The sequence below is a fragment of the Brevibacillus sp. FIR094 genome (assembly GCF_050477165.1).
In the GTDB taxonomy this organism is placed as follows: Bacteria; Bacillota; Bacilli; order Brevibacillales; family Brevibacillaceae; genus Brevibacillus.
In genome coordinates this window covers 137,188-161,132 of sequence record NZ_JBEAES010000001.1, presented here as the reverse complement: position 1 = coordinate 161,132, position 23,945 = coordinate 137,188, and the positions used below count along the sequence as shown (strand labels likewise).

Genomic DNA, 23,945 nt, shown 5'->3' with positions numbered 1-23,945 from the left:
GAAAGAGCCACCCATGATGGGTGGCTTCTTCTATTCTCAAAATAACTCGATAACGGTAATGCTGACATTGGCTGTTTGGGGAGGGAATGGTTCTGCAAAAAAGACTGTTCCGCTGATTGCCGCCACGAGGTTAAGGACACTGGGTGCCTCAGCAGGAGCTGTTATGATAGCGGAATAGGTGGAGGCTTGGGGTGCTTTCGCAATAGTCGTATATCCAGAGCCTGGAACAGGAGCTCCATTCAGTGTGAGAAAGATGGCAGGAGGTGTGTTGTTCGTCATATTGACAGAATGAGTGACAAAGTAAGTATGACCACCTGCCAGTACGATATCAGGTGAGCCCGGAACATGGGTGATATTTGTTCCCGTTATGACGCCGTTGTTACTGAGGGCGACAGGCTGATTAGCGACGGTTGTTATAATCGTAGTCAAATTATAGACATGCGCGCTATTGGTCAGTTGTGGTCCTGTAACGCCAGTGGCTCCGGCTGTTCCAGTAGCTCCGGTTGTCCCAGTAGCCCCGGTTCTCCCAGTGGCTCCTGTAGCCCCAGCTGCTCCTGTAGCCCCAGTAGCTCCTGTAGCCCCAGCTGCTCCTGTAGCCCCAATGGCTCCGGCTGTTCCAGTGGCTCCGGTAGCCCCAGTAACCCCTGAAATCGTACGAAGAATAGAGGGAAGCTTTTCCCCTTCCGCGTTAATGACATGACCTAACGCCAGCTCTTCTATAGCAATAGAGGACAATAGCATATTAATCGCGTCGTCACGGGTGAGTGTTATGGTAGGAGTAATATTCGGCAAATTTGCTTGTGACACGGTTCTCCCTCCTGGAAATCATAAATAGAACTCGTCCCATTGTTCCTATATGTTTGATATATAATTTTCCAAAAATTACATATATATCTAGAAAAAGTAGGTTTGTTTTGGTATACATAAATCAGTGTTGTCGGATTGTATCGGAATGGGGGATATCTTCGCTGTGGCTATATTAGGCTATGAACGGGAGGGACGCATGGTGCAACATAAAGGGAATTGGATCATCACCATTGCGATGACATTATGTCTGATTGTGGTTCTTGGCTTTGGCAATCAACAAACAATGGCGACTGCGCCAACGAAAAAGCCAGTGATAAATGTTATGGGCAGCGATCCTGTCAATATCAATTCAGGTCGAAGCTTTGTCACCGTTCAAGGAGAGTGGATTTTTTATAACAACGATGGCTTATACAAAATCAAAAAGGATGGAAGCTCCCTTCAAAAGTTGAGTAGTGACTGGGCCGATAATCTGAATGTGGTAGGGGACTGGATTTACTATACGCGCAATAAGCCTAGGAAAGAAATCTATCAGCTTGAGATGCCCGCTTACGATATCAATGATACGTATGAAGATGTGACGGAGCTCATGAAAATCAAGACAGACGGCAGTTCGAAAACAGTCATCAAAAGTGGAAGCCTTGCGGAAGGGGATCGCAATAACGTATATAGATTGTACGTAGTGGGAGATATCATCTACTACGCAGATGGTTATGGTCCTTTGTACAGGATGGACACGAACGGCAAAAATCAAAAGAAGCTGCTTGATCAGTATGAGGAAGTTTATTTCTATCAGGATTGGATTTTTTACACCAATAAGAGTGGTCAACTATACAAAATGAAGCGGAATGGAACGCAGAATAAGGTAGTAAGCAAAGACAAAGAACTGACCCTTGTCGGTCTTTCTGGAGATTTCATTTACTACACAAAATGGGTAAACGATAAAGGCGTCGTCGATGTTTATAAAATCGGACTAAAGGATGGGAAATCCGCTCTCGTCAAGAAAGGGTTGCCTCCAGCAGAAAATCCGATCATCGTCGCTGGGAAGTATCTATACTACATCTCAGAAATAAAGGACGCACATACGGTAGGCAGAATGAATATGACGGACGGCAAGACAACCCCGCTGTATCCATTAGGTAGCATTTCCAGTCAATCGATAAACATCGGGGGAGATTTCATCTTTTTTTACGACTATCAAGCCTCCGATCGTGATAAAAAAGATGTATTCAAAGTGAAGATGGGCGAAAACAAAGTGGAAAAGGTAACCCCAAAAGCGAAGTAAGGATAAGAGCCACCCCAAGACGGGTGGCTCTATTGTTATGGGCTAATTCCTCGGGGCAAGAAGCTGACTTCTTTTTCTCTCCCACTTCTTGTACAGGAGCACGGAGCCAAACAAGAATGTAGAAGCGATGAGCGCACCTACAGGCAACATGACCACCATTTCATCCGGAAAGACAAAAGGAAGCAGAGGAAAAGCGTATGCGGCTGGGACACGCATGCCGACGATTCGTAGCAAAACAAGCATCAAAATCATGTCGAGTAGCGTGACAATCACCCACGAATCAATGGCAAAGTAGAGCAAAGTACCAACTGTAGCCGAAATGGTTAAAACCAGGCCGAGCTTGAAGGCCATCTTGCTGTTGAACATCGGCTTGTGAAGCGATTCATATACAACGACGAGAATGGGCGGAATAACGGCCAGTTGTGGGTAACCAGCTATCCAACATAAACCAATCCACACGAATATCAAAATCAAGAACACGAGCATATACTGATACGGTATCTTCACTTTCTTCTCCAGGCCGCCATTCAGTTTGAAGGCGAGAACGCCGAGCATGATGATGAAGGAAAGCATGACAACGGAGATCATAAATGACCATTCAACGGCATTCGTGACCAGAGGTAATAAGCCAGTGGCAAGGGATGGTCCAAAATTCGATTGGATGATTCGTAAAAAGAGCATCATGAGTACAAGTGTGATACTTACTTTTCCAAGGTAAGGCAAGTCTAGTTGATTTATCGCAAATCCGATTGCAGCTGTAATCGACGGAGCCACAAAAATTTTAGAAGGCTGTCTGATCCATCCCGGTTCTCGGTATACCCATATGCCAATCGCCATCGCTGCTATTTCTGGTAGAATCACTTCGGGATCATCGAGTATGACGGAAGCCGCTACCATGAGCAAGATAAGCGCTATGGCAATGATATAGGAAAGAATGGTTTCATTCTTCGGTATTACTGAATTCATTCTGACTAACTCCTTTTCGTTCGGATTATCCTTTATTATGGCAAGGATTGAGGAAGTCAATTGTGCCAATGGGAGCAACATTGTCCGTAACAAAATCGTCACTAACAGTGGAAAAGCAGCACCCAGAAGAGGGTCTAAACAAAATCAAAACGGCATAAGGTATGGGGTATTAGCAAGATGGATGGAAGGTCATGATGAGCATTTCGTGTTTGATAGCGGTGAAAAATGGGCAGACCAATAAGGGAGCATTTCGTTACGAATTACACCCAGTATACCGATAGGGGGAACGTGCAATTGTTGAGTTCATTTAAACCACTGAAGAGAATTGAAGAGAACAGCAAGATTGTACAGCAGACGATACAGTACATAGGAAATCAAAAAGTCAGTACGATTACGATAGAAACGCCTAAAAAACTACCTAAATGTAGGTAGTTTTTTCCTATTTGTAGAATCTAAATAAAATGTTAAAATAATGTAAAACTTTACCAGAAGGAGAGGTTAGAGGTGCTAAAGAATCTCATGCAGAGCAATGTAAAAATTGTTTTTTCTGTTCTTGGCATCTTGTTCGTTCTGGTCTCATGGCTCGTATTTGAATTGTTAAAAGGTTTGCTGCCAGATTTGATAGCAGTCATACATAAGTGGATGTTTCAACCGATCGAATGGCTGTTTATCCTAGCACCGCCACATGAGGAAAACAAACTAGCTTCATTAGGCTCTGTCCTAGGCTTGTCTATCTTGTATTCCGCCATTTTGGCAGGAATGGTATTCATCGTTTTGTTCATCTGCGATAAGATCAGAGGGAACGAGATCGAGTTCCAGATGGAAGTGAAATATTGTGAGAAAGAATTGGCCAATGCGATTTACAGTTTGGATGGCAGCGGTCAATCAACAGCTATTATTAATGCGAATGCGATCACGTTTATGAAGGCATTTGAAATGGAAGTAAAGACGATTTATGGATTGAAACCGGACGAGCTATGCTGTTACTGGATCGTACCTACGAATAATGACAAGCAGTTTGAAGTGTTTTACTTAACCGAGTTGAAAGATTTCGACACGGTACGAACTCTATTACTGTCTTCGATGCTTCAAGAGGATTGCCGAATTGCCGATAAACAAGTAAAGGGACGTATTCAAAACACGGATATTGAACAATTTGCGATTGTAAAAAATTTTGGCAAGTTCAGGCTTGGATTTGCGGTCGCTGTTTACAAGAATGACACATTTACTCCCGAAAATATGCAGGAGTTCGAGCGGTTGACTACGTATATGTTATTATTAGGATTTGTTACCAAGTTTGTGAATAAGGTCAAAACCTTAAAGAGAGCTAGTTAGGAGTGGGATACGATGAAATTAGCTGAGTTCTTCGCGAAAAGAGGCAACGAAACTGCTGTTTACTCGAAAAATCTCTCTTCCAAGAAGAAGATTCCCAACAGCAAATTTACTCCTGGCTTCGCTAGCTTAAAACAGATTGTAGATGAGCATAGTCCGAATGAGCGACATGATAATAAAGTGGTTGGAGGAAAATGACACTGCCTGTGCGCAGTGTTATTTTTTGTTTCGAGGTACTTAGGATAGAGAAAAAGCCACCTGATGAGGGTGGCTTTAGTTTTGGGAGATCTCTACACTGTGTTTGCTCTTTTTGTGGGACCATATTAGGACAGGGACCAGCAACAGTGATATAGCTCCTCCGGCAAGGGAAAGTATTGCGTAGCTGGCATTGGCGACGACCATACCAGAAAGGGCTCCACCGGATGCACCAGCCAAGGCAATCAAGACATCAACCGTTCCCTGCGTTTTCGCACGAGTAGCGGGCTGCGTTGCATCCACGATGAGTGCTGTGCCGCTAATTAATCCAAAATTCCAGCCCAGTCCGAGCAGCACAAGAGCCGTGATGAGTAGCGGCATCGAATCGGCTGGCGCAAAAGCAGCAGTCATGCTGGCTGCAAGCAGTATGACACCTGAAGCATAAGCCATTGTGGAGCGACCGATCTTGTCAACGAGTACACCCGTCAAAAGTGAGGGGAGGTACATCGCACCGATATGAAAACCAATGACGATGCCTACTTCAGAGAGACCATGTCCGTGGTGCTTCATATGTACAGGTGTCATCGTCATAATGGCGACCATGACGATCTGCGTCAAAATCATGACGGTGGCTCCCACGATGATTCCCTGGTTGTTGCCTGCAAGCTGATTCTCATTCAGAAAGGACGGCGAGCTCTGATCCACTTGTTGTGCTTCGGCGATTGCTTTCGAAACGATGAACGGGTCTGGGCGAAGCAATACCCAAAAAACGAGACCAGCGAGGATAAAGGCTGCGGCACCCAAGATGAAAGGACCAGCCAGAGCGGGGACACCGATGGATGTAGCGAATCGTCCCATGACTTCCACCAGGTTTGGTCCTGCAACGGCCCCGAATGTAGTGGAGACCATGGCAATACTGACGGCAGTCGCTCGCTGTTTAGGCTTTGCCAAGTCAGTGCCTGCATAGCGGGCCTGCAGGTTAGTAGCGGTGCCAGCCCCATATAGAATTAAGGAAGCAAACAGAAGGACAATACTGTTTGCGACGGCTGCGATAACCACCCCAATTGCGCCAATACCACCGGCTAAGAACCCGCTAGCGAGACCCAAACGGCGTCCAAAGCGTTGAGAGAGTCGACCCACCAGCAATGCAGCGATAGCAGAGCCAAGCGTGAGTAATGCGGCAGGGATGCCTGCAAGACTTTCTGAACCGAGCATATCCTGAGCGAGGAGAGCCCCTACGGTGACACCTGCCGCAAGACCTGCACCGCCGAAAATTTGTGAGATGACGACAATCCAGAGCGTTCGTTTGTATAGTCTTTGCTGTTTATCTGGGGAGTCGATGTAGCTTTGTAAATCTTCAGGTTTGAGTGACATCTGATCCACCTTTCTATGGAGAGAAAGCTTTCAAGAAGTTATGAAATTTCAGTCATCCCTTCCTGTGGAAAGGATTGGGGAATTTGCATTCAGTATAGTATTGGCGACGGGTAAACACAAGAATAATCCAGCTTTATAAGCACTTTGCAAAAGCAAAAACACCGGACATTTTCTATCCGGTGTTTTTCGTTTATTTTCCTACGATAAGCAATAGCTCACGGAGGTTTTGTATGAGGATTTGATTTTCTTCCAGCGTACCTACACTGATTCGAATATGCTCCGGTAACCCCCAAGTGTCTCCGTAACGCAAAATGATTCCTCTTTCCAGCAGCTCTTGATAAATCCTACCTGCATTTGGCCCCAATTTTGCGAAGATAAAATTAGACATACTCACGGTATAAGGGATATTCATTTCATCGAATGCATCATACAGCTGCTTGCGGCCTTTGGTGTTTTCCATGAGGGATTTTTCAAAATGCTCCACGTCTCCAAGGGCGGTAATTGCGGCTGTTTGTGCCAAAGAATTGACGTTAAATGGCTCTTTTACTTTCAGGATTTTTTGGATCACGGATGGGTGAGCGACGCCAAATCCGACGCGAATACCGGCAAGGGCGTAAATTTTTGAGAAGGTTTGCAAGACGAGAACAGGGTATCCTTGGCGGACAAATTCAATACCACTTGTGTAATCGTCAGCCGTTGCATAGTGACTGTAAGCAGCGTCGAGTACCACAAGAATCCCATCTGGCAGTTTGTCTAGTAATGCCGTCAAGTCCTGACGAGTCAAATAGGTGCCTGTCGGGTTGTTAGGGGAACAAAGGTAGATCAGCTTTGTTCGATCCGTAATGGCTGCCAAAATAGCAGAGACATTGAAGGCATAATCGGCCTCAAGCGGAACCGTTTTGATGGCAGCCCCCATGAGATGTGCCCCGAATTCATATTCACTAAAAGTCGGTGAAGGCACGACGATTTCGTCCTCCGTTTCCAAATAGGTTTCCGAAATGAGCTTGATCAGTTCGTCACCGCCATTCGTGACGATTAAATGCTCCGTACTTAACTCAAGATGATCAGCCAAGTGCTCTTTCAGCGTGGTTGTATGGGCATCGGGGTAACGATGCAGCTCCGGGATCGCACCGAGAATGGCGCGGATAATTTTAGGGGATGGGCCGAGTGGATTTTCATTTGAGGCTAATTTAATGATATGAGAGAGTCCGTACATTTTCTTAATCTCCCAAATCGGCATTCCAGGTTGATAGGATTGTATCTTTTCTAATGTTTTTCGCGATTGTGTCGTGGGCAGTTGTTTCATCTATATGGCCTCCAAAACTTCATGGTAGCAACACTGTAAGTGAAATCTCCAGCACTGTAACCAGCCAATTCGCGAAAGATGAAACAGACCAATTACGAGGAAGGACACAAATTGGATGGTTCATAAAAGTCAAGATTGGATCATGAAGGAAGGAGCCGCTTATTTTATAATCAGCCCAGAAACAACACTCATTCAAACAACACGGAAGGATAGTGAGGTGGGAAAAATGTTGATTCAAGGGCAAACGCCGCTCTTCAACGGGCTGAGAAAGCATGCCCAGAAGAATCCAATCCAATTCCATATACCCGGTCATAAGAAAGGGAAAGGGATGGATCCTGAATTTCGATGGTTCATGGGAAAAAATGCACTTTCCATCGATTTGATTAACATTGAACCATTAGATGATTTACATCAACCAAAAGGAATTATCAAACAAGCGCAGGAATTGGCTGCTGAAGCCTTTGGCGCTGATCACACCATATTTTCTGTTCAAGGTACGAGCGGAGTCATTATGACCATGATTATGGCGGTATGTAATCCCGGCGATAAGATCATCGTGCCACGGAATGTACACAAATCTATCATGAGCGGAATTGTTTTATCGGGTGCGACTCCTATCTTTTTACATCCAGAAATAGACCCTGTCTTCGGGATCTCACATGGAATCACACCGCAAGCTGTGGAAAAAGCATTGGAACAGCATCCCGATGCAAAGGCAGTTCTAGTCATCAATCCAACCTATTTCGGAATTGCTGGTGACTTGAAGAGTATCGTTCAAGTTGCGCATGCCAGAGGAGTCCCTGTACTCGTAGATGAAGCACATGGCTCACATGTTCACTTCCATCCCAAGCTCCCACTATCAGCGATGCAAGCTGGTGCAGATATGGCAGCAAGCAGTATGCATAAACTAGGAGGCTCTCTGACGCAGAGCTCGTTGTTGAACATTCAGGGAAATCTCGTTTCGATTCAGCGTGTACAAGCTATCTATAGCATGCTCACTACGACATCCACTTCCTATTTACTGCTCGCTTCGCTCGATGTGGCGAGAAAGCGGTTGGTGACATCCGGGAAAGCGCTATTGGATCAAACGATTCAGCTGGCAAACGAAGCACGAGCTCAAATCAATAAAATTAATCATTTGTACTGCATTGGGAGAGAAATTATCGGGACAAATGGAGCGTTTGCTCATGATCCGACCAAGCTGGTCATCTCGGTAAAAGACCTCGGTATGACGGGATATGAAGCTGAAAAATGGCTTCGTGATCGCTATAACATTGAGGTAGAGCTATCTGACCTGTACAACATCGTTTGTATTATCACACCAAGTGATACGAAAGAAGATTTGCAAATCCTCGTCTATGCCTTGGAGGAGCTGGCTGCCGGGTCTGAGGATCAAGGAAACAGAAAAATTCGCCCGAAAATGCAGCTTCCTAAAATACCAGTACTGGCTGTCACTCCGCGCGATGCATTTTACGCACCGACAGAGATGATTCCTGTCGAACAATCCGTGGGAAGAATCATCGCGGAGTTTGTCATGGTATATCCACCAGGTATTCCGATTTTTATCCCGGGTGAGATCATTTCGGAAGAGAACCTCATCTATACGAAGAAAAACCTCGAGGCAGGTTTACCTGTACAAGGCTTTGAAGACCCTACGCTACAAACCATACGTGTCATCAAGGAATAACCAAACAACCAGGCATTGGAGGAGAATTTTATGAAACAATATCTCAGCTTTTCGGAAGAGGTCAGACACGCACTTGATCATCAATTACCGATTGTTGCACTAGAAACGACGATTATCTCCCATGGAATGCCTTATCCGCAAAATGTAGAAATGGCGAATGACGTAGAGCAAATTATTCGCAATCATGGTGCTGTTCCGGCAACGATTGGTTTTATGGACGGGCAAATCAAGATTGGTTTGAGTGCGAGTGAGCTGGAAGAATTCGCGACAAACAAAAATGTGGCGAAGGTTAGCCGCCGGGACATTCCGTATATTTTGGCCTCGAAAAAAATAGGAGCAGCAACCGTATCGGGGACGATGATCGGTGCTGAGTTGGCAGGCATTCGCATGTTTGCAACAGGTGGAATTGGCGGTGTTCACCGTGAAGGGGAAGTGACGTGGGATGTGTCTGCTGATTTGACGGAGCTGGCAGAGACAAATGTGGCAGTCGTATGTGCGGGCTGCAAATCCATTTTGGATATCGGAAGAACACTGGAGTACTTGGAAACGCTCGGAGTACCTGTTGTTGGCTATCAAACAACGGAGTTCCCGGCTTTTTACTCCCGCCACAGTGGATTTGATGTGTCTGTAAGTATGGATAAGCCAGAAGAGGCAGCTGCGATGCTGGATGCTAAATGGCAGCTCGGCTTGAAGGGCGGAGCGGTGATTGCCAATCCGATCCTCGAAGCGGATGCCATCCCTTACGATGAAATCGAAGCGATTATTCTCCAAGCGATGCATGATGCGAAAAACCAAGGAATCACTGGGAAGCAAGTAACGCCATTCATGTTAGCGAATGTAAAAGAACGAACAGGCGGAAAAAGCCTAGAGGCGAACATTGCTCTGGTGAAAAATAATGCAAAGCTCGCTGCACAAATTGCCGTTGCGTTAAACCGTAGTGAATCATAGGAGGAAAGGCCGCCTTGGGGTGGCCTTTTTCTTTTGCTTACTCAAGGGTTTGTAATAGGAGTGAATGGCTTCCTTGTGCGGGGAATTGATCTTAGTCCTCCTGCTTCAGACAAAGAAGGGTTTTTTTATGTCTAAAAAGTGTCTGAAATGTAGCGGATTATTGAACATGGTTGGTTGATCCACTTTGTCATTGGCTGGTGACACTCCAGTGGTCCGGCTTTAAAGTAAGACTTGTTTCAATAGTACCCCGTGCATGGTGATAGGAGATGAGGACAAGGACATGAAGACGTCCAAGACAGTACGCTGTATGTCGTTTTTGTTCATGTTCATCCTGCTGTTCTTGACGACCGGTTGCGCTGATAACTATATCGTGCTCGATCCGAAAGGACCCATTGGTGAACAGCAAAAGGACTTAATGATTTTATCCACGCTTTTAACGTTAATTGTGATTGTTCCTGTATTAATTCTTACTTTTGTCATTGTATGGCGATACCGTGACAGAGAAGGACGAAAGGCGAAGTACACGCCTAATTGGGAACACAGTACGAAACTGGAAATCATTTGGTGGGGCATTCCCATCATCATTATTACGTTAATTGGGATCGTGACAGTTCAGTACACGTATTCTTTGGAGCCATCTAAACCGTTGGAATCCGAGAAGAAACCGATCACGATTCAAGTGACGAATTTGGATTGGAAGTGGCTGTTCCAATATCCTGAACAAGGCATTGCCACTGTGAACTACGTGCAATTCCCAGAGGATACGCCAGTACGCTTTGAAGTGACATCTGACGCCCCGATGAATTCATTCTGGATTCCACAGCTTGGCGGTCAGATTTATGCCATGTCCGGCATGTCTATGACTCTCTATCTGCAAGCAGATGAGCAGGGTGAGTACATGGGATCTGGTGCGAACTTTACCGGTAAAGAATTTGCGAAGATGTTCTTTACAGCGAATGCGACTTCCCAAGAAGACTTTGATCAATGGGTGAATCAGGTGAAAAATACTTCCCCTGAGCTGTCGCTGGATGGTTACAAAGAGCTGACCAAACAAGGAACATCGGATGTACGTTATTTCTCTGCTTTCCCTGAAGGATTGTACGAGATGACTGTGACTAAGTATGCTGCTTCACACAACCACGGCTTATCTACGAGAGTGCAACCGCCAGCGCGGGTGAAAGAATAGTCGGTTGAAATTGAAAGAGGGAGGAGAGAGACAACGATGTGGGAGAGTGTGAAAGAATTCGCCTCTGAATTTTTCGTAACAGGCGATCCACTTATTTACGGTGCGGACGTCAGCATTGTGCTCAGTATGATCGCAATCGTATCGGTGCTGACTTACTTTAAAAAATGGGGATGGCTCTGGCGCGAATGGCTGACAACTGTCGATCACAAGAAGATCGGTATCATGTACATTCTCGCTTCCGTTCTCATGCTGTTTCGAGGAGGGGTAGATGCTCTCCTGATGCGGGCTCAGCTCGCCATGCCTGATATGCAGTTTTTGAGTGGGGATCACTACAACCAGATTTTTACGACGCATGGCGTTATCATGATTCTGTTTATGGCGATGCCCCTCATGTTTGGTTTGTTCAATGTCATCGTGCCGCTGCAACTAGGTGCACGTGACGTAGCGTTTCCGTTCCTGAATGCGCTCAGCTTCTGGTTGTTTTTCTCAGGGGCGATGCTGTTTAACTTGTCCTTCGTCATTGGGGGTTCCCCGGATGCAGGATGGCTGGCTTATCCGCCGTATTCGGAGCTAGCCTTTAACCCGGGACCAGGTCAGGATTTCTACATTTGGGGGATTCAGATCTCAGGTATTGGTAGTTTGATGACCGGGATTAACTTTATTGTGACGATCTTGAAAGTGCGTGCTCCTGGTATGACGTTGATGAAAATGCCGATGTTTTCCTGGTCAGTTTTGTCGAGTTGTATCGCAATCGTTTTCGCATTCCCAATCTTGACTGTTACATTGGCACTGCTGTTTATCGACCGTTATTTGGGTGGACACTTCTTTACCTTGGATGGCGGCGGTAATCCGATGATGTACATCAACTTGATTTGGATGTGGGGTCACCCGGAAGTTTACATTATCGTTCTGCCAGCGTTCGGGATTTTCTCCGAGATCGTTGCGACGTTCTCTCGGAAAAAGCTGTTCGGTTACAAATCCATGGTGTTCGCCATGATCATTATTAGTGTTCTGTCGTTCCTCGTATGGGCGCACCATTTCTTCACAATGGGCTCCGGCGCGGACGTCAATGCCTTCTTCGCGGTCACGACGATGTTGATTGCGATTCCGACGGGTGTGAAAGTGTTTAACTGGCTGTTTACGATGTTCCGAGGAAAAATTACGTTCGAAACGCCGATGCTGTGGACGGTTGGGATTATCCCGAACTTCGTCATCGGTGGGATGACGGGTGTTCTTCTGTCCGTAGCACCTGCTGACTTCCAATATCATAATAGCTACTTCCTCGTTGCCCACTTCCACCAGGTAATTATTGCGGGTGTCGTGTTTGGATTCTTCGCGGGATTGTATTACTGGTGGCCGAAGATTTTCGGCTTCAAGCTGAATGAGCGTATAGGTCGTTGGGCTTTCTGGCTGTGGAACATCGGGTTCTACCTGTGCTTCATGCCGCAATACGCGCTGGGCTTGATGGGAATGACGCGTCGTCTTTATTCGTACGGCTGGGACAAAGGTTGGTTCGAAATGAACCTGGTATCGACGATCGGTGCCGTAATCATGGGTGCTGCGTTTCTTGTCCAAATTTGGGATATTGCACACAGCATCAAGCACATGAAGAGAGATACAACAGGAGACCCATGGAATGCCCGTACGTTGGAGTGGTCGATTCCTTCTCCAGCTCCGTTCTATAACTTTGCCGTAATGCCGCAGGTAACGTCTCAAGATGATTGGCATGAAAGAAAGCTGCGCATCGAGCAAGGCTTGGAAAAGCCGGCGAAAGTAGAGCTGGAACCGATTCATATGCCGAAAAACTCCGGTGTTCCAATCGTGATGTCCATGTTCTGGTTCTTTGTCGGATTCGGTTTGATTTTTGACTGGCTATGGATGGCCGTCCCAGGGTTTATCGGTGTACTTGCGTGTATGGTTGTTCACTCGTTTAACTACGACACGGACTATTACGTCACGGTGGAAGAGATTAAACGTACAGAGGCTGAAGCAGGGAGGGTGATTACGTAATGGCTAATGTGAATGCTGGACATCATGATCATCATCCAGACCAAGAGGAATTGCGCACGTTTGCCTTTTGGATCTACCTCATGACGGATGTAATCTTATTCGCTACCTTGTTTGCGACGTATATCGTACTGCAAGGAAATACGGATGGTGGACCAGGTCCAAAAGATTTGTTTCAAATGAATGGTATTTACGCGAGTACGTTTATTTTGCTGACCAGTAGCTTTACGAGCGGTCTTGCCATTCTCGCGATGAATAAAGGCAATCGTCTTGCTTTGATGAACTGGCTGGGAGTTACCGTGTTTTTGGGAGCATCCTTCTTGTTCTTAGAAATCAACGAGTTTATACACCTCGTAAGCGAAGGGGCAACGATTAGCACGAGTGCATTCCTGACCGCTTTTTACACGCTGGTAGGAACGCATGGCTTGCACGTGGCGCTTGGAATAGGGTGGATGATCATCGTCATCATGCAAATCGCGAAGCGCGGCATTACACCCGTAACGAAACGAAAAGTAAACATCATCAGCTTGTTCTGGCATTTCCTTGATATTGTTTGGATTTTCGTCTTCACCATCGTGTATGTGATGGGGGTGAATTAATTGAGCAAGCAATCTGCACATGGCACGACAGAACAACACGGCGGTCATGGTTCCCTGAAATCGTATGTGATCGGTTTCGTCTTGTCGCTTGTACTCACCATCATTCCCATCATGGCCCTAGAGAATGGTTGGATGGATAGCGATAAGCGAATCATCATCTATTTAGTAGCGGCTCTGTTCCAGTTTATTGTCCAGTTATTCTTCTTCATGCATCTGAAAGAAGAGGATAAACCAAGATACAACTTGATGTCGCTTTTACTCGGGTTGTTTATCGTATTCCTCATCGTGATCGGCTCCATCTGGATCATGATGTATAACATGGTCGCACTATAATGACGTAAATTAAATCGGGGGTAGGGAGATGCTAGCAGACTGGATACAGCTCACCAAGCCCCGCATTCTTCAACTCAATCTGGTAGCGGCATTCGGCGGGTATTGGGTAGCGAGTAAGTGGGAGCCGGATTGGATGCTTTTGTTATGGCTGATGATTGGTACCACACTCACAATGGCTTCGTCCTGCGTGTTAAATAACATTTGGGACTGGCAGCTTGACCAAAAAATGACCCGTACGAAAGACCGGCCACTTGCTACTGGACGACTGAAACCTGGGGGCGTACTGCTGTACGCCCTGGTTCTCGGTCTTGTGGGAGAGCTGGTGCTATTTTATAAAGTCAATGCGCTAGTAGGTTGGCTCGGATTATTCGGGATGTTCGTATACGTAGTCGTTTACACGATGTGGCTCAAAAGAACGTCCACTTGGAGCACGTCCATTGGTGGAGTGTCCGGGGCCATGCCGCCTGTGATGGGGTATTGTGCCTATACGAATGAGATTGACGCAGGAGCGTGGCTTTTGTTTGCTCTGCTCTTCTTGTGGCAGCCTGCTCATTTCTGGTCGCTCGCCATTAGACGTGTAGACGAGTATACAGCGGCTGGATTTCCTCTTCTCCCGGTAATGAAGGGGATCAAGCGGACCAAGCTGCAAATGATTCCGTACGTAGTGTTGCTATTGCCAACGGTAACGATTATGTATGTGTTGGGTTACGTAGGGATTATCTTTTTCGCTGTTTCCTTCCTATTCGGAATGGTATGGATGGGGCATACGATTATTGGGATTGTGTCGGAGAATACGGAAAAATGGGCGAAGACGAATTTTTTCATCTCAATTAATTATTTGATGATTGTGTTTGTGTGCATGGTAGTGGATACGGCAGGCCGTCCCTTTTTGTAAGGGATAGTCATTCCCGTAGGAAGGGTAGGGAGTTCCATGAAAGCTATCAGGTATCTAATGATCGGTTCTCTGTTCTTGCTCGTAACTGCATGCGGAAGTGGTGCAATAGAAGAACAAGCAGAAGTTGCAGATGCAGATAAAAGTGCGATGAAGCTATACAAAAATAATTGCATGAGCTGCCACGGTAACGACTTATCCGGTAGGGTGGGTCCAGGCTTGCAGCAAGTTGGCTCGAAAATGACAGAGGAAAAACTCGTTGAAATAATTACGGTCGGCGCAAATGGCATGCCTGGTTATGAAAATGTACTCAGCGCCGAAGAAATCGGCCAGTTAGCGAAGTGGCTCTCTGAGAAAAAGGAATAGGAGAGGGGCGGTACCATGAAAAAAACAGCTTGGTTGATCATGCTCAGTATCCTGATGGTTTTGGTAACTGCGTGTGCTCCAGCAAGATATGATCTAAACAATCCGGTTCATCCATTTGCGTATACGGATCAGGAAGGGAAGCCTTTCTCTTCAACTGAAGTAGAAAATAAAGTATGGATCGCCAACTTTATTTTTACGTATTGTGGAACCGTCTGTCCGACGATGACAGCAAACATGGCCGAATTGCAGAAAAAAGCAAAAGAAGCGGGTCTGGATGTGGAGTTCGTCTCCTTTTCCGTCGATCCAGAAAGAGACACGCCAGAAGCATTAAAAACGTATCTCAGCAAATTCAATGCCGATTTCTCAAACTGGCACGCTTTGACGGGCTATACGTTCGAAGAGATCAAAACGTTTATTCTCAAATCGTTTAAGACACCGATAGCCAAGGACCCGAATTCCGATCAAGTTATTCACGACACGCTGTTGTATCTGGTCGATCAACAGGGGAATCTGGTTGGTCGCTATGATGGGATGACGGACGTGCCTTACGATAAAATTATCGAGGATATTAAATTGTTGCAGCAGTAGGGGAGACCCTCGGATACACCGAATAGTAGGAGAACAAGCGAATTTCTCTAGGAGAGCAGGGGAGGTCAATATGTCTAATCCGCAACAAAACGTTCGAGTTGCTGTTGTGCAAGCTGCTTCTGTCATCATGGATAGGGAGGCAAGTACGGAAAAGGCTGTTTCACTGACACTGGAAGCAGGAGAAAAGGGAGCGAAGATCGTTGTTTTTCCCGAAGCTTTTATCCCGGCGTATCCAAGAGGCCTTACTTTTGGGACAAAGGTAGGCAGTCGTTCCTCAGAAGGTCGCAAAGACTGGTTTCGTTATTGGGACAATTCAATTGTCGTCCCGAGTGAAGAGACAGACAAGCTCGGGGAGGCAGCGCGCAAGGCTGGCGTGTATCTCGTCATTGGTGTGATCGAGAGAGACAATGAAAATAGCGGCGGCACCTTATATTGTTCCGTCTTATTTTTCGGACCTGATGGTGAGTTGCTCGGCGTGCATCGCAAGCTGAAGCCAACTGCATCCGAACGGTTGATTTGGGGCGAAGGGGACGGAAGTACTTTGCCGGTATTCGATACTCCTTACGGTAAGATCGGGGCCCTGATTTGTTGGGAGAATTATATGCCGTTAGCGCGAGCAGCGATGTATGCAAAAGGCGTTCAAATCTATATCGCACCTACAGCTGATGCAAGGGATGCATGGCAAGCTACCATCCGCCACATCGCATTGGAAGGCAGATGCTTCGTCTTATCGAGCAATCAGTACGTAACAAAAGATATGTATCCAACTGATTTGGCCTGCTACGACGATCTTGCCTCTTCGCCAGACGAGATGAGCAGAGGTGGAAGTGCGATTGTGGGGCCATTGGGTGACTATATCGTCGAGCCTGTTTTTGGTCGGGAGGAGATTCTTTACGCTGATCTGGACATTCGCGACATCGCTTATAGCCAATTCGATTTTGATGTCGTTGGACATTACTCGCGACCGGATGTTTTTACATTGTTGGTGAATGAAGAGAAAAAAGAGAATGTGAAATGGATGAAGTAGGACATTTTGCAACTAAATAGTAATAGACCTCCATTTGCTATAAAACGGTGGAGGTCTTTTTAAGTTGCTGTAGTGGAGGCGAAGCGCATTTCCAGTCTACGCTTCAACCTACGCCCTGCAAGGGGGGAAGACTGTCCGCACAGAAAGAAATGGCGGGAGCGCTTCAAACGTAGAATTTTCGAAGAAGCATTTCATAAGTGAAGCTGAAATTCCCCGCCATTTCTTCCTGTGCTGGGATGGGCTCCAGAGGCGCTTGGACTGGAAATGCGCTTCTCCTACGTAGCTTTGGCAAAGAACTTGAACGTGAATCCAAGGAAGTAAATCAGTGGTATCAAGCTCCTCTGTTCTAACACGCAAAACGCTCTAATAGCCTGAAATAAACAAAAAATGTATGAAAGTCCTGACACATGTTTGGAAGGAGACCGCCCGAGCGTAGAGAGGATACAGGCGACTGGAAAACATGTGTCAGGGCTTCTCCCGACCACAATAGTTAGCGGACCACCATCTTTAGGTCAAAACAGCCTTCAACGCAGCCGCAAATTTAGTGACACCAAGCGTAATTTCCTCTTCTTTTGGTCGCGCAAAGGTAAAGCGAATGTAGCCGGAGTCTGAGCCATACACACTGCCTGGCACAAAAACGACGCCTCTGCGAAGGGCTTCTTCAAATAATTGGTTGTCGTTCACATCCGGGTTAATTTTACACCACAAGTGTAATCCGCCTTGGGGAACGGTGAAAGACAGCTCATTGGGCAACTCTTTTTGCAGTGCCTCCACAAGCAAATCTCTTCTGTACTGTAAATGCATACGTAACCGCTCTAAATGTGGCAGGAAGTTATCGGAATGTAAAAACTGGGCCGCGATTTTTTGTGGCACCACACTCAGGCCAAAATCCATTTGTTGGCGGGCATCTGCCAAACGTTCGACAACGGAATGAGGAGCCACCATCCAACCGACTCGTAAACCGGATGCAGCAATTTTGGAAAAGGAACCAATGTAGACAACGGAGCCAAGCTGATCCAATGATTTGAGTGGCAGTGGAGGCTTGCCGTCATAGGAAGTCAGACTGAAAGGATCGTCCTCGACAATCGGAAGACCGAGTTCGCTTGCTACATCCAACAGTTGCGCGCGCCGAGTGGGATCAAGACAAATCCCTGTCGGGTTTTGAAAAGTAGGATTGATAAAGATCATCTTGATTCGATGCTTTTTATACAAGGCACGAATATCTTCTGGATCGATTCCGTTATTGCTGACAGGAAGGCGGAACAGACGAAGGCCAGCAGATTGAAACATAGGCAACGAGTAACAATAAGAGGGATCTTCGATGGCAACTGCATCGCCTGGTGCAAGCAGACATTGGGTGATCAAATACAGAGATTGCTGAGAACCCGACGTGATCAGAATGGAAGAGTCGGTTGTCTGCACATTCCGGTATCGTGACAAATACGAGACCAGCTCTTCACGCAATGGCGTAAAGCCTTGTGGATTGTCGTATCCCAAATATTCAGTGAAGGGGTTTTCCTTCATCTGGGTACTGATTTCCTTGCCGGGTGAGAGTTGGGAAGACAATTCACCACTCGCAAAATCGATGAGGCTGCTGTCTTTTTGCAAGGCTTCTCTGATCCGCCGCAGATAAGACAAATTCGGGAGAAATTGACCACCTTCTACATATCGATGCCAGTTCGGTGTATGCTTCGGAGTTGCCTCCCATTTATTTTTACTCACACGAGTACCGCTTCCTGTTCTGCTTTCGATGATGCCTAATGCCCGAAGTTCCTCGTACGCTAAAATAACAGTGCTTCGGTTTACTCCTAATTGCTCAGCCAGTTTTCTCTCAGAAGGGAGCAGGCTCCCAGGGGGGAACTCTCCATATGAAATTCTGCGTTCAATCTCATCGGCTATTTGGTGGTATAGTGTTTGACTGCTCGACCGATCAGGCTTCCAATGATAATCACAACCTTGCACATATTCATTGTTTGTTATATGGGGGGAATCCATTTCATCATAACATTGTTAAGAAAAATACATGTGACAAAATCGTTCCAAACTGTTGAACATGGATGGGTAAAAAAATCATGAATTAGATGGTTCCAGTTCCGAATAGGTTTCCATCTAATGGTGATGAATACTCGTGATGAAAATAGATAGATTTTTCTTGCAAAGAGAAAGGGTGTGTCAATCCGATCGAGAATGAGTAAAGACATTATATGGGAATAGGGGAAAAGAGGAGTGATCATCATTGAGTAATTTGACGTTACGGTATTTGAAGGTTTTGGTTGTAGCACTGTCCGCAGCATTTGGGACGTCCATTTTCTTGGGGAATCTTATGGACTACCATTCCAATTATCAATTTGTTCAACATGTTCTGTCCATGGATACCACGTTTGAGGGTAACGCACTTATGTGGCGAGCGATTACTGATCCTACTGCTCACACTATAGCTTATATCGGAATCATCATAGCGGAAGGGGTGTTCTCCCTTTATGGTTGGGTCGCTACAGGAAATATGCTGCGTAATGTAAAGAAGGATGCGAAAACGTTCAATAACTCTAAAACATTCGCATACATCGCATACATGGTTGCTTTTTGTATCTGGTTTTTCGGATTTGCAATTGTGGGCGCAGAGTGGTTCGCCATGTGGCAATCACAAGTATGGAATGGTCAGCAGGTAGCGTTTAACATTACAGAGGTGATGATTGGATTCGTGATTTTGGTTTCTTTACGAGATCGAGAATTAACGGATAGATAAAACAAGAGCCACGTTCCTTTGAGAGCGTGGCTTTTTGGTTTGAATCGCATTTTCAATCGGAGTTAAATATGCGAGGGAATCACGAACGTCGGGTTATGCTGGTTCAAAATATCTTCCATTCGCTGACGCACAGTCTCTTTATACGAGGGATCTGGCAGAATGTAAAAGCGATTGCTCTTGATCGCTAGGAAGGTGTGATCAGCTACTTCTTTCGGAGAAATTCCTTGCTCGACACCTGAACGAATGAACTGGTCGATGGCGGTGGTCATCGGTGAGGGCTCCACAATATCTCCTGGTTTGCTGTACTCGGCTGGACGATTGCGATGGGCGTCACATATTTGCGTCTGAACAAAGCCGGGGCATAAAACGGAAACTCCGATTTTGGCTTGAATCATTTTCAATTCATGATAGAGGGTTTCCGACAGACTGACTAACGCATGCTTGCTTACACGATAAATACTATTCCCTGGTCCGGACTCAAGGCCAGCGAGAGAGGCGGTGTTCACGATGTGGCATTCAGTCCCTTGTTTTAACATCATGGGTACGAAACTTTGTGTAGCGTGAATGGCTCCCCACAAGTTCACATTCATGACCCATTGCCAATCAGCGAGGGTACTTTGCCAGATTGTCGAGCCTGCCCCAACCCCTGCATTGTTGAACAATAGATGGACAGCACCGAGCGAGTCTAGCGTTTTCTGTGCAAGCTTCTGGATATCTTTTTCTTTGCTTACGTCCGTTACAACGGCGAGGACAGTTGCTCCTACTGCCTTTAACTCCTGCTCTACTCGTTGAAGTGCTGCTACTTCTACATCAGCAAGAACAACCTTCATCTGCTCCTCAGCACAGCGCATTGCCAATGCGCGACCAATACCGCTGGCCGCTCCGGTAATGACCGCTACTTTGTTTTCAAACTGATTCATGATAGGCCCCCCTTAAATTTACGCAAACAAACTTAATTATTGTTTTGATTATAATAGACAATTAAATAAAATGTCTATTTTTATTTGTGTGCGAGTGCAATCAAGGATACTGCGAGCATGTGGTGAAAAAAGAAGCATATATTTTGTTGAGACTGGAAAAGATGGGTGAGACCAATATGAATCGAATCGGAACGCAGCATCGGAGCGTCATAAAGAGCTTAATACCTCCTACGGCAGAACTAGTGGTCATGCCAAAGCCACACGATCAACCAGCCGTTATCGTCGCTGATCTCGATGGAGATAAGCATCAGGAAGTAGCCTGTGTTTATCGCAACCAAGGAGAAATGTACGTCATGATTGCCAAGCAGGATGAGAATCGCTGGCATCCAATCGGCAATTTCAAAGGACAAGGCTATACGGTTTCCGAATTATTGGCTGCTCCCATTGTCAACGCCCAAATGAATAGCTTATTGATCGGGTGGCAAATAGGCGGGGTATGGTCGAATATAGATATTTTGCAGTGGACAGCGAATGGATTTATGCACATGCTCCATCAGGAGACACGGGCAAGCAGGGTTGAGGTAGAAGATATGCCGGGGGTTAATGGAATGGATGGCAACGCTGAGCTTGCGCTGTGGCTACATGATAGCGGAAGAGCGTTTCAAGTAGAGGTGTATAGGTGGGACGCAGGAAATTTGGTAATCGCAGATGATGTCTATCCCTATTATTTTCAGAAGATCGTTGCCTACTATGAGTCTGTTCTTGAAGAGAGTGATGCGGCGAGGTATTGGTACTACCTAGGGGACGCGCAAAGAAAAGCAGGGATGCATGCTCTGGCTCTTCAATCCATCGAGCGAGCATTGCAGTTTCCCAATCCGTATCCTTCTCGGGAGGCTTTGCTTCGTTGGAAGAAAGAGTGGGATAAAAGGTAAAAAAGCACCCATGAGAGGGTGCTTTTACTTTATGAGGGGGAAGCGTTGTTTCCTTATTGCACTTTATAAGACATCAAGATTTCTTGTGCGAGCGGCTTCCACTCTTCCATTTGTGCCTCGGTGCAATTGAAAGTAGTCATCAGCATTTTGCCGTCAAGCTCTGTAAAGAAAATGAGGTTGTAAATTTTCGTATCAGCAGCAGGAGTCAGCAGTTCGAACACACCAACGTTTTTCCCGTTGATTTGGATTACTTCATCGCGATACCAGGTTGCATCTTGGTACATGTTGGAGAACGCTTGTTTCATTGGATCCTTCATGTCTTTGAGAAGGCTGTCTTGAATAGGTGTTTCTGTATGACTAAACGCAATGTTAATGGAACCTTTTTCATCGGTATAAATCAAGGAAGGACGATTTTCCATTGGGTATTTTTCTTTTGCCATCTCATCAGACATGACAGTAAAGCCTTTTGGAATCAAGATTTCCACTTTGTCGTTCAGAACTTTTTTCGCTTCCAGCTTGTCGTTTGTAGCTGGCGCTGGTGTAGCCGAATCTGTCTTTGGCGCATCAGTTGTTTTAGCGGCTTCTGTGGTTTGTGCTGCATTTTGCTCAGCTGGCTTAGTATCAGCTGGCTTGTTTGAACAAGCAGAGACAGCCAACATGGAGAGCAACAAAGCTACGGATACTAGTTTTTTCATCTGAATAGATCCACCTTTTTATACATAATTGGAAAACTACGGAATTTCCTTTCCGATTCTATCATGGGGTGTATAATACTGGGAATACGAGAGGTTAATTGTGAAAATTCGAACAATACCCCTTCTCTCTTACATACTCAAGGGTACTAGGACTAAATACACCTATTAAAATAACTGAAAAATGGGCGTATTTTCCTATTTTCATATATTTTGTGTCGTAATATAGCAGTTGCGAATCTTCTCTCCCAAATATTGAACCGCAAAACGGCCGACACAAGACAGAAACATCGTCGGACAAGGAGTACCATTGTCCGATGAGAGCACAATGACTTGCTGAAAGCCAAAAGCACGGCACCATTCGATCACTTTTTTATCGGCTGACTCTCCCTATGTATACTAGCGATTTGCTAAAAGGGATGATCGAAAACATATGTTTTCAGGGGTTTGTGTCACAAGCTGTGCATGACGAGGATCGTAACAAGTGAACAGCAATCAACGAGTCGAAAGGATGAACCGACATGAAAAAGCAAGCACTTGTTACTGCTAGCATGGCAGCACTTCTTCTCTCAGTGGTATCCCCATTCGGGATCGCACAAGCTCAAACCAACATGGTAGTCGCTGCGAATAAAGCGCAAGCGATCACTTTTGATCAGCTCGTCAAAGAAATGGACAAAAAACAACCCGTTTCCATGTACATTGAATCCACGCACATATCGAAAGCGAAGCAGGGCACCGAGACCCAAAAGGCAAAAACATGGGATAACACGATCAAAGGAGAATGGAGAGAGGAAATCTCAGACGGGAAAAGGGTTCAGCATGCCGTAGGAAAGGCAGGACAGGTGGCGGCGTATCAAGAAGGCGGCAGAGGATTTGTCCACTCCGCAACGATTGGCCCATACGATAACGAAATCAACAAGACGAAGCGAGAGCTCCAGCGCTTGAAAGTGGCGTTGCCAGATTCGAAGGTGACGATCACCTTGAAGGAAGCACAACTGTTGAATCGGGCCGTGTATCAAGTCGTCAAAAAAGAAGATGCGAAAATTGATGGCAAGCCTCACCATTACCAGGATGACTTGTGGATCGACAAAGAAACAGGGCTGCTGCTCAAACGCACCTTCACCCACAATCAAGCACAAGCATTTTCGTACAACGTAGACAAGGTGGATTTCCACCCTGCATTTGATGAGAAAACATTCGAAGTGAGCATTCCAGCGGGAGTGGAGCAGAGCAAGTTTTCCCCTGAGGTGGAAAAGGTAGTAGCTGAGGTGACCCAGCTTTTCCCAGACACTGCACAGTTTTCCGATTATGATAACTATGGTATCGAAGGTAACTGGCAACTCCTGAAAATGTTTGAAGCACAAAAACAGGTGTACAGTCCGACTCCTCGAGCAGAAGCTTTCGTTATCATGGAAACCCGTACAAACGAATTGGGTAAAGTAATGATCCAAAACCCAGCGTGGGTGTCGAAAAAGCTCCCTGCCGAGAAGGTGGCAAAAGAGAAAGCGGCCGTTTTCTTGAAACAGTTGGTGGGCGATCAAGCAAGTCAGTATAACGTAGAGGCAAAGGTAGAGCGGGGAGGTGGCGGTGCCATTTTTGAAGACTACGACTATGGATTTGTGACAGCAGAGGTGGCGTTCCGTCCAGCCAAAGGCAAGGGAATCACGATCTCCGTCGATGAAGCAGGTCGTATCGTAGGCTTTCAGTATATGGATGAGTAAGGAAACGACAAAAAGCATTCGGAATTCGAATGCTTTTTT

Annotated in this window: 23 protein-coding genes; 16 read left to right on the top strand and 7 right to left on the bottom strand. The window is 46.0% G+C overall.

The window, feature by feature from the left end; translation table 11 throughout:
- Window positions 1-36: 36 nt before the first annotated feature.
- Window positions 37-807, bottom strand: a complete 771-nt coding sequence (locus ACQ5DJ_RS00785; RefSeq protein WP_429840767.1) for a hypothetical protein — start codon at window positions 805-807, stop codon at window positions 37-39.
- A 196-nt stretch (window positions 808-1,003) separates the two neighbouring features.
- Between ACQ5DJ_RS00785 and ACQ5DJ_RS00780 the strand changes: the two genes are divergently transcribed.
- Window positions 1,004-2,089 carry a DUF5050 domain-containing protein gene (locus ACQ5DJ_RS00780; protein ID WP_429840766.1) on the top strand — a complete coding sequence of 362 codons (1,086 nt, stop codon included), beginning with the start codon at window positions 1,004-1,006 and terminating at the stop codon, window positions 2,087-2,089.
- 42 nt (window positions 2,090-2,131) lie between these two features.
- On the opposite strand, the gene ACQ5DJ_RS00775 is transcribed toward ACQ5DJ_RS00780, so the two are convergent.
- Window positions 2,132-3,055: a hypothetical protein gene (locus ACQ5DJ_RS00775; protein ID WP_429840765.1), complete on the bottom strand. Its 924-nt coding sequence runs from the start codon at window positions 3,053-3,055 to the stop codon at window positions 2,132-2,134.
- A gap of 504 nt (window positions 3,056-3,559) precedes the next feature.
- On the opposite strand from ACQ5DJ_RS00775, the gene ACQ5DJ_RS00770 reads away from it, so the two are divergent.
- Together ACQ5DJ_RS00770 and ACQ5DJ_RS00765 are read left to right on the top strand one after the other, a co-directional pair.
- Window positions 3,560-4,390 carry a hypothetical protein gene (locus tag ACQ5DJ_RS00770; RefSeq protein ID WP_429840764.1) on the top strand — a complete coding sequence of 277 codons (831 nt, stop codon included), beginning with the start codon at window positions 3,560-3,562 and terminating at the stop codon, window positions 4,388-4,390.
- 12 nt (window positions 4,391-4,402) lie between these two features.
- Window positions 4,403-4,585: a hypothetical protein gene (locus tag ACQ5DJ_RS00765; protein WP_007723975.1), complete on the top strand. Its 183-nt coding sequence runs from the start codon at window positions 4,403-4,405 to the stop codon at window positions 4,583-4,585.
- Window positions 4,586-4,660: 75 nt separating this feature from the next.
- On the opposite strand, the gene ACQ5DJ_RS00760 is transcribed toward ACQ5DJ_RS00765, so the two are convergent.
- Entirely contained in the window at window positions 4,661-5,956 is a 1,296-nt protein-coding gene (locus ACQ5DJ_RS00760) for an MFS transporter (protein WP_429840763.1), read from the bottom strand.
- Window positions 5,957-6,146: 190 nt separating this feature from the next.
- Complete coding sequence (gene hisC, locus ACQ5DJ_RS00755; protein ID WP_429840762.1) at window positions 6,147-7,262, bottom strand: histidinol-phosphate transaminase; 1,116 nt, start codon at window positions 7,260-7,262, stop codon at window positions 6,147-6,149.
- A 229-nt stretch (window positions 7,263-7,491) separates the two neighbouring features.
- Here hisC and ACQ5DJ_RS00750 point away from each other — a divergent pair, with 229 nt between their 5' ends.
- The 10 genes from ACQ5DJ_RS00750 (at window position 7,492) to ACQ5DJ_RS00705 (ending at window position 16,895) form a co-directional block, all read left to right on the top strand.
- Window positions 7,492-8,949: an aminotransferase class I/II-fold pyridoxal phosphate-dependent enzyme gene (locus ACQ5DJ_RS00750; protein WP_429840834.1), complete on the top strand. Its 1,458-nt coding sequence runs from the start codon at window positions 7,492-7,494 to the stop codon at window positions 8,947-8,949.
- A gap of 30 nt (window positions 8,950-8,979) precedes the next feature.
- On the top strand, window positions 8,980-9,897 hold the full coding sequence (locus tag ACQ5DJ_RS00745; protein ID WP_429840761.1) for a pseudouridine-5'-phosphate glycosidase: 918 nt from the start codon (window positions 8,980-8,982) through the stop codon (window positions 9,895-9,897).
- 280 nt (window positions 9,898-10,177) lie between these two features.
- On the top strand, window positions 10,178-11,083 hold the full coding sequence (cyoA, locus tag ACQ5DJ_RS00740; RefSeq protein ID WP_007723961.1) for a ubiquinol oxidase subunit II: 906 nt from the start codon (window positions 10,178-10,180) through the stop codon (window positions 11,081-11,083).
- A 36-nt stretch (window positions 11,084-11,119) separates the two neighbouring features.
- Entirely contained in the window at window positions 11,120-13,093 is a 1,974-nt protein-coding gene (locus ACQ5DJ_RS00735) for a cbb3-type cytochrome c oxidase subunit I (RefSeq protein ID WP_429840760.1), read from the top strand.
- A complete protein-coding gene (gene cyoC / locus ACQ5DJ_RS00730) occupies window positions 13,093-13,689 on the top strand; it encodes a cytochrome o ubiquinol oxidase subunit III (protein ID WP_429840759.1) in 597 nt (198 codons plus the stop codon). Before ACQ5DJ_RS00735 ends, cyoC begins: the two co-directional genes overlap by 1 nt.
- The gene (gene cyoD / locus ACQ5DJ_RS00725) at window positions 13,690-14,022 is read left to right on the top strand and encodes a cytochrome o ubiquinol oxidase subunit IV (RefSeq protein ID WP_429840758.1); all 333 of its coding nucleotides are present in this window, start codon (window positions 13,690-13,692) and stop codon (window positions 14,020-14,022) included.
- Between the two features lie 28 nt (window positions 14,023-14,050).
- Window positions 14,051-14,917: a heme o synthase gene (cyoE, locus tag ACQ5DJ_RS00720; RefSeq protein WP_429840757.1), complete on the top strand. Its 867-nt coding sequence runs from the start codon at window positions 14,051-14,053 to the stop codon at window positions 14,915-14,917.
- Window positions 14,918-14,953: 36 nt separating this feature from the next.
- Window positions 14,954-15,280, top strand: coding sequence for a c-type cytochrome (locus tag ACQ5DJ_RS00715; RefSeq protein ID WP_429840756.1), 327 nt, complete (start codon window positions 14,954-14,956; stop codon window positions 15,278-15,280).
- 15 nt (window positions 15,281-15,295) lie between these two features.
- On the top strand, window positions 15,296-15,868 hold the full coding sequence (locus tag ACQ5DJ_RS00710; RefSeq protein ID WP_429840755.1) for an SCO family protein: 573 nt from the start codon (window positions 15,296-15,298) through the stop codon (window positions 15,866-15,868).
- 70 nt (window positions 15,869-15,938) lie between these two features.
- On the top strand, window positions 15,939-16,895 hold the full coding sequence (locus tag ACQ5DJ_RS00705; protein WP_429840754.1) for a carbon-nitrogen hydrolase family protein: 957 nt from the start codon (window positions 15,939-15,941) through the stop codon (window positions 16,893-16,895).
- A gap of 507 nt (window positions 16,896-17,402) precedes the next feature.
- On the opposite strand, the gene ACQ5DJ_RS00700 is transcribed toward ACQ5DJ_RS00705, so the two are convergent.
- Window positions 17,403-18,890: a PLP-dependent aminotransferase family protein gene (locus ACQ5DJ_RS00700; RefSeq protein WP_429840753.1), complete on the bottom strand. Its 1,488-nt coding sequence runs from the start codon at window positions 18,888-18,890 to the stop codon at window positions 17,403-17,405.
- A 241-nt stretch (window positions 18,891-19,131) separates the two neighbouring features.
- On the opposite strand from ACQ5DJ_RS00700, the gene ACQ5DJ_RS00695 reads away from it, so the two are divergent.
- Entirely contained in the window at window positions 19,132-19,641 is a 510-nt protein-coding gene (locus tag ACQ5DJ_RS00695; RefSeq protein WP_429840752.1) for a DUF2165 family protein, read from the top strand.
- Window positions 19,642-19,703: 62 nt separating this feature from the next.
- Here the strand turns inward: ACQ5DJ_RS00695 and ACQ5DJ_RS00690 are convergent, their stop codons facing one another.
- Window positions 19,704-20,561 (bottom strand): SDR family NAD(P)-dependent oxidoreductase, encoded by an 858-nt coding sequence (locus tag ACQ5DJ_RS00690; RefSeq protein WP_429840751.1) that lies wholly within the window; start codon window positions 20,559-20,561, stop codon window positions 19,704-19,706.
- Between the two features lie 176 nt (window positions 20,562-20,737).
- Between ACQ5DJ_RS00690 and ACQ5DJ_RS00685 the strand changes: the two genes are divergently transcribed.
- The gene (locus ACQ5DJ_RS00685) at window positions 20,738-21,493 is read left to right on the top strand and encodes a hypothetical protein (RefSeq protein WP_429840750.1); all 756 of its coding nucleotides are present in this window, start codon (window positions 20,738-20,740) and stop codon (window positions 21,491-21,493) included.
- A 53-nt stretch (window positions 21,494-21,546) separates the two neighbouring features.
- Here the strand turns inward: ACQ5DJ_RS00685 and ACQ5DJ_RS00680 are convergent, their stop codons facing one another.
- On the bottom strand, window positions 21,547-22,188 hold the full coding sequence (locus tag ACQ5DJ_RS00680) for a hypothetical protein (RefSeq protein WP_429840749.1): 642 nt from the start codon (window positions 22,186-22,188) through the stop codon (window positions 21,547-21,549).
- A 518-nt stretch (window positions 22,189-22,706) separates the two neighbouring features.
- Between ACQ5DJ_RS00680 and ACQ5DJ_RS00675 the strand changes: the two genes are divergently transcribed.
- A complete protein-coding gene (locus tag ACQ5DJ_RS00675) occupies window positions 22,707-23,906 on the top strand; it encodes a hypothetical protein (RefSeq protein ID WP_429840748.1) in 1,200 nt (399 codons plus the stop codon).
- Window positions 23,907-23,945 lie beyond the last annotated feature (39 nt).

What these genes read in the sequence shown, in the direction of transcription:
- ACQ5DJ_RS00780 (WP_429840766.1), top strand. Translation starts at nt 1,004, where the DNA reads ATGGTGCAACATAAAGGGAATTGGATCATCACCATTGCGATGACATTA.
- ACQ5DJ_RS00775 (WP_429840765.1), bottom strand. Translation starts at nt 3,055, where the DNA reads ATGAATTCAGTAATACCGAAGAATGAAACCATTCTTTCCTATATCATT.
- ACQ5DJ_RS00765 (WP_007723975.1), top strand. Translation starts at nt 4,403, where the DNA reads ATGAAATTAGCTGAGTTCTTCGCGAAAAGAGGCAACGAAACTGCTGTT.
- ACQ5DJ_RS00760 (WP_429840763.1), bottom strand. Translation starts at nt 5,956, where the DNA reads ATGTCACTCAAACCTGAAGATTTACAAAGCTACATCGACTCCCCAGAT.
- hisC (WP_429840762.1), bottom strand. Translation starts at nt 7,262, where the DNA reads ATGAAACAACTGCCCACGACACAATCGCGAAAAACATTAGAAAAGATA.
- ACQ5DJ_RS00745 (WP_429840761.1), top strand. Translation starts at nt 8,980, where the DNA reads ATGAAACAATATCTCAGCTTTTCGGAAGAGGTCAGACACGCACTTGAT.
- cyoA (WP_007723961.1), top strand. Translation starts at nt 10,178, where the DNA reads ATGAAGACGTCCAAGACAGTACGCTGTATGTCGTTTTTGTTCATGTTC.
- ACQ5DJ_RS00735 (WP_429840760.1), top strand. Translation starts at nt 11,120, where the DNA reads ATGTGGGAGAGTGTGAAAGAATTCGCCTCTGAATTTTTCGTAACAGGC.
- cyoC (WP_429840759.1), top strand. Translation starts at nt 13,093, where the DNA reads ATGGCTAATGTGAATGCTGGACATCATGATCATCATCCAGACCAAGAG.
- cyoE (WP_429840757.1), top strand. Translation starts at nt 14,051, where the DNA reads ATGCTAGCAGACTGGATACAGCTCACCAAGCCCCGCATTCTTCAACTC.
- ACQ5DJ_RS00715 (WP_429840756.1), top strand. Translation starts at nt 14,954, where the DNA reads ATGAAAGCTATCAGGTATCTAATGATCGGTTCTCTGTTCTTGCTCGTA.
- ACQ5DJ_RS00710 (WP_429840755.1), top strand. Translation starts at nt 15,296, where the DNA reads ATGAAAAAAACAGCTTGGTTGATCATGCTCAGTATCCTGATGGTTTTG.
- ACQ5DJ_RS00705 (WP_429840754.1), top strand. Translation starts at nt 15,939, where the DNA reads ATGTCTAATCCGCAACAAAACGTTCGAGTTGCTGTTGTGCAAGCTGCT.
- ACQ5DJ_RS00700 (WP_429840753.1), bottom strand. Translation starts at nt 18,890, where the DNA reads ATGGATTCCCCCCATATAACAAACAATGAATATGTGCAAGGTTGTGAT.
- ACQ5DJ_RS00690 (WP_429840751.1), bottom strand. Translation starts at nt 20,561, where the DNA reads ATGAATCAGTTTGAAAACAAAGTAGCGGTCATTACCGGAGCGGCCAGC.
- ACQ5DJ_RS00685 (WP_429840750.1), top strand. Translation starts at nt 20,738, where the DNA reads ATGAATCGAATCGGAACGCAGCATCGGAGCGTCATAAAGAGCTTAATA.
- ACQ5DJ_RS00680 (WP_429840749.1), bottom strand. Translation starts at nt 22,188, where the DNA reads ATGAAAAAACTAGTATCCGTAGCTTTGTTGCTCTCCATGTTGGCTGTC.
- ACQ5DJ_RS00675 (WP_429840748.1), top strand. Translation starts at nt 22,707, where the DNA reads ATGAAAAAGCAAGCACTTGTTACTGCTAGCATGGCAGCACTTCTTCTC.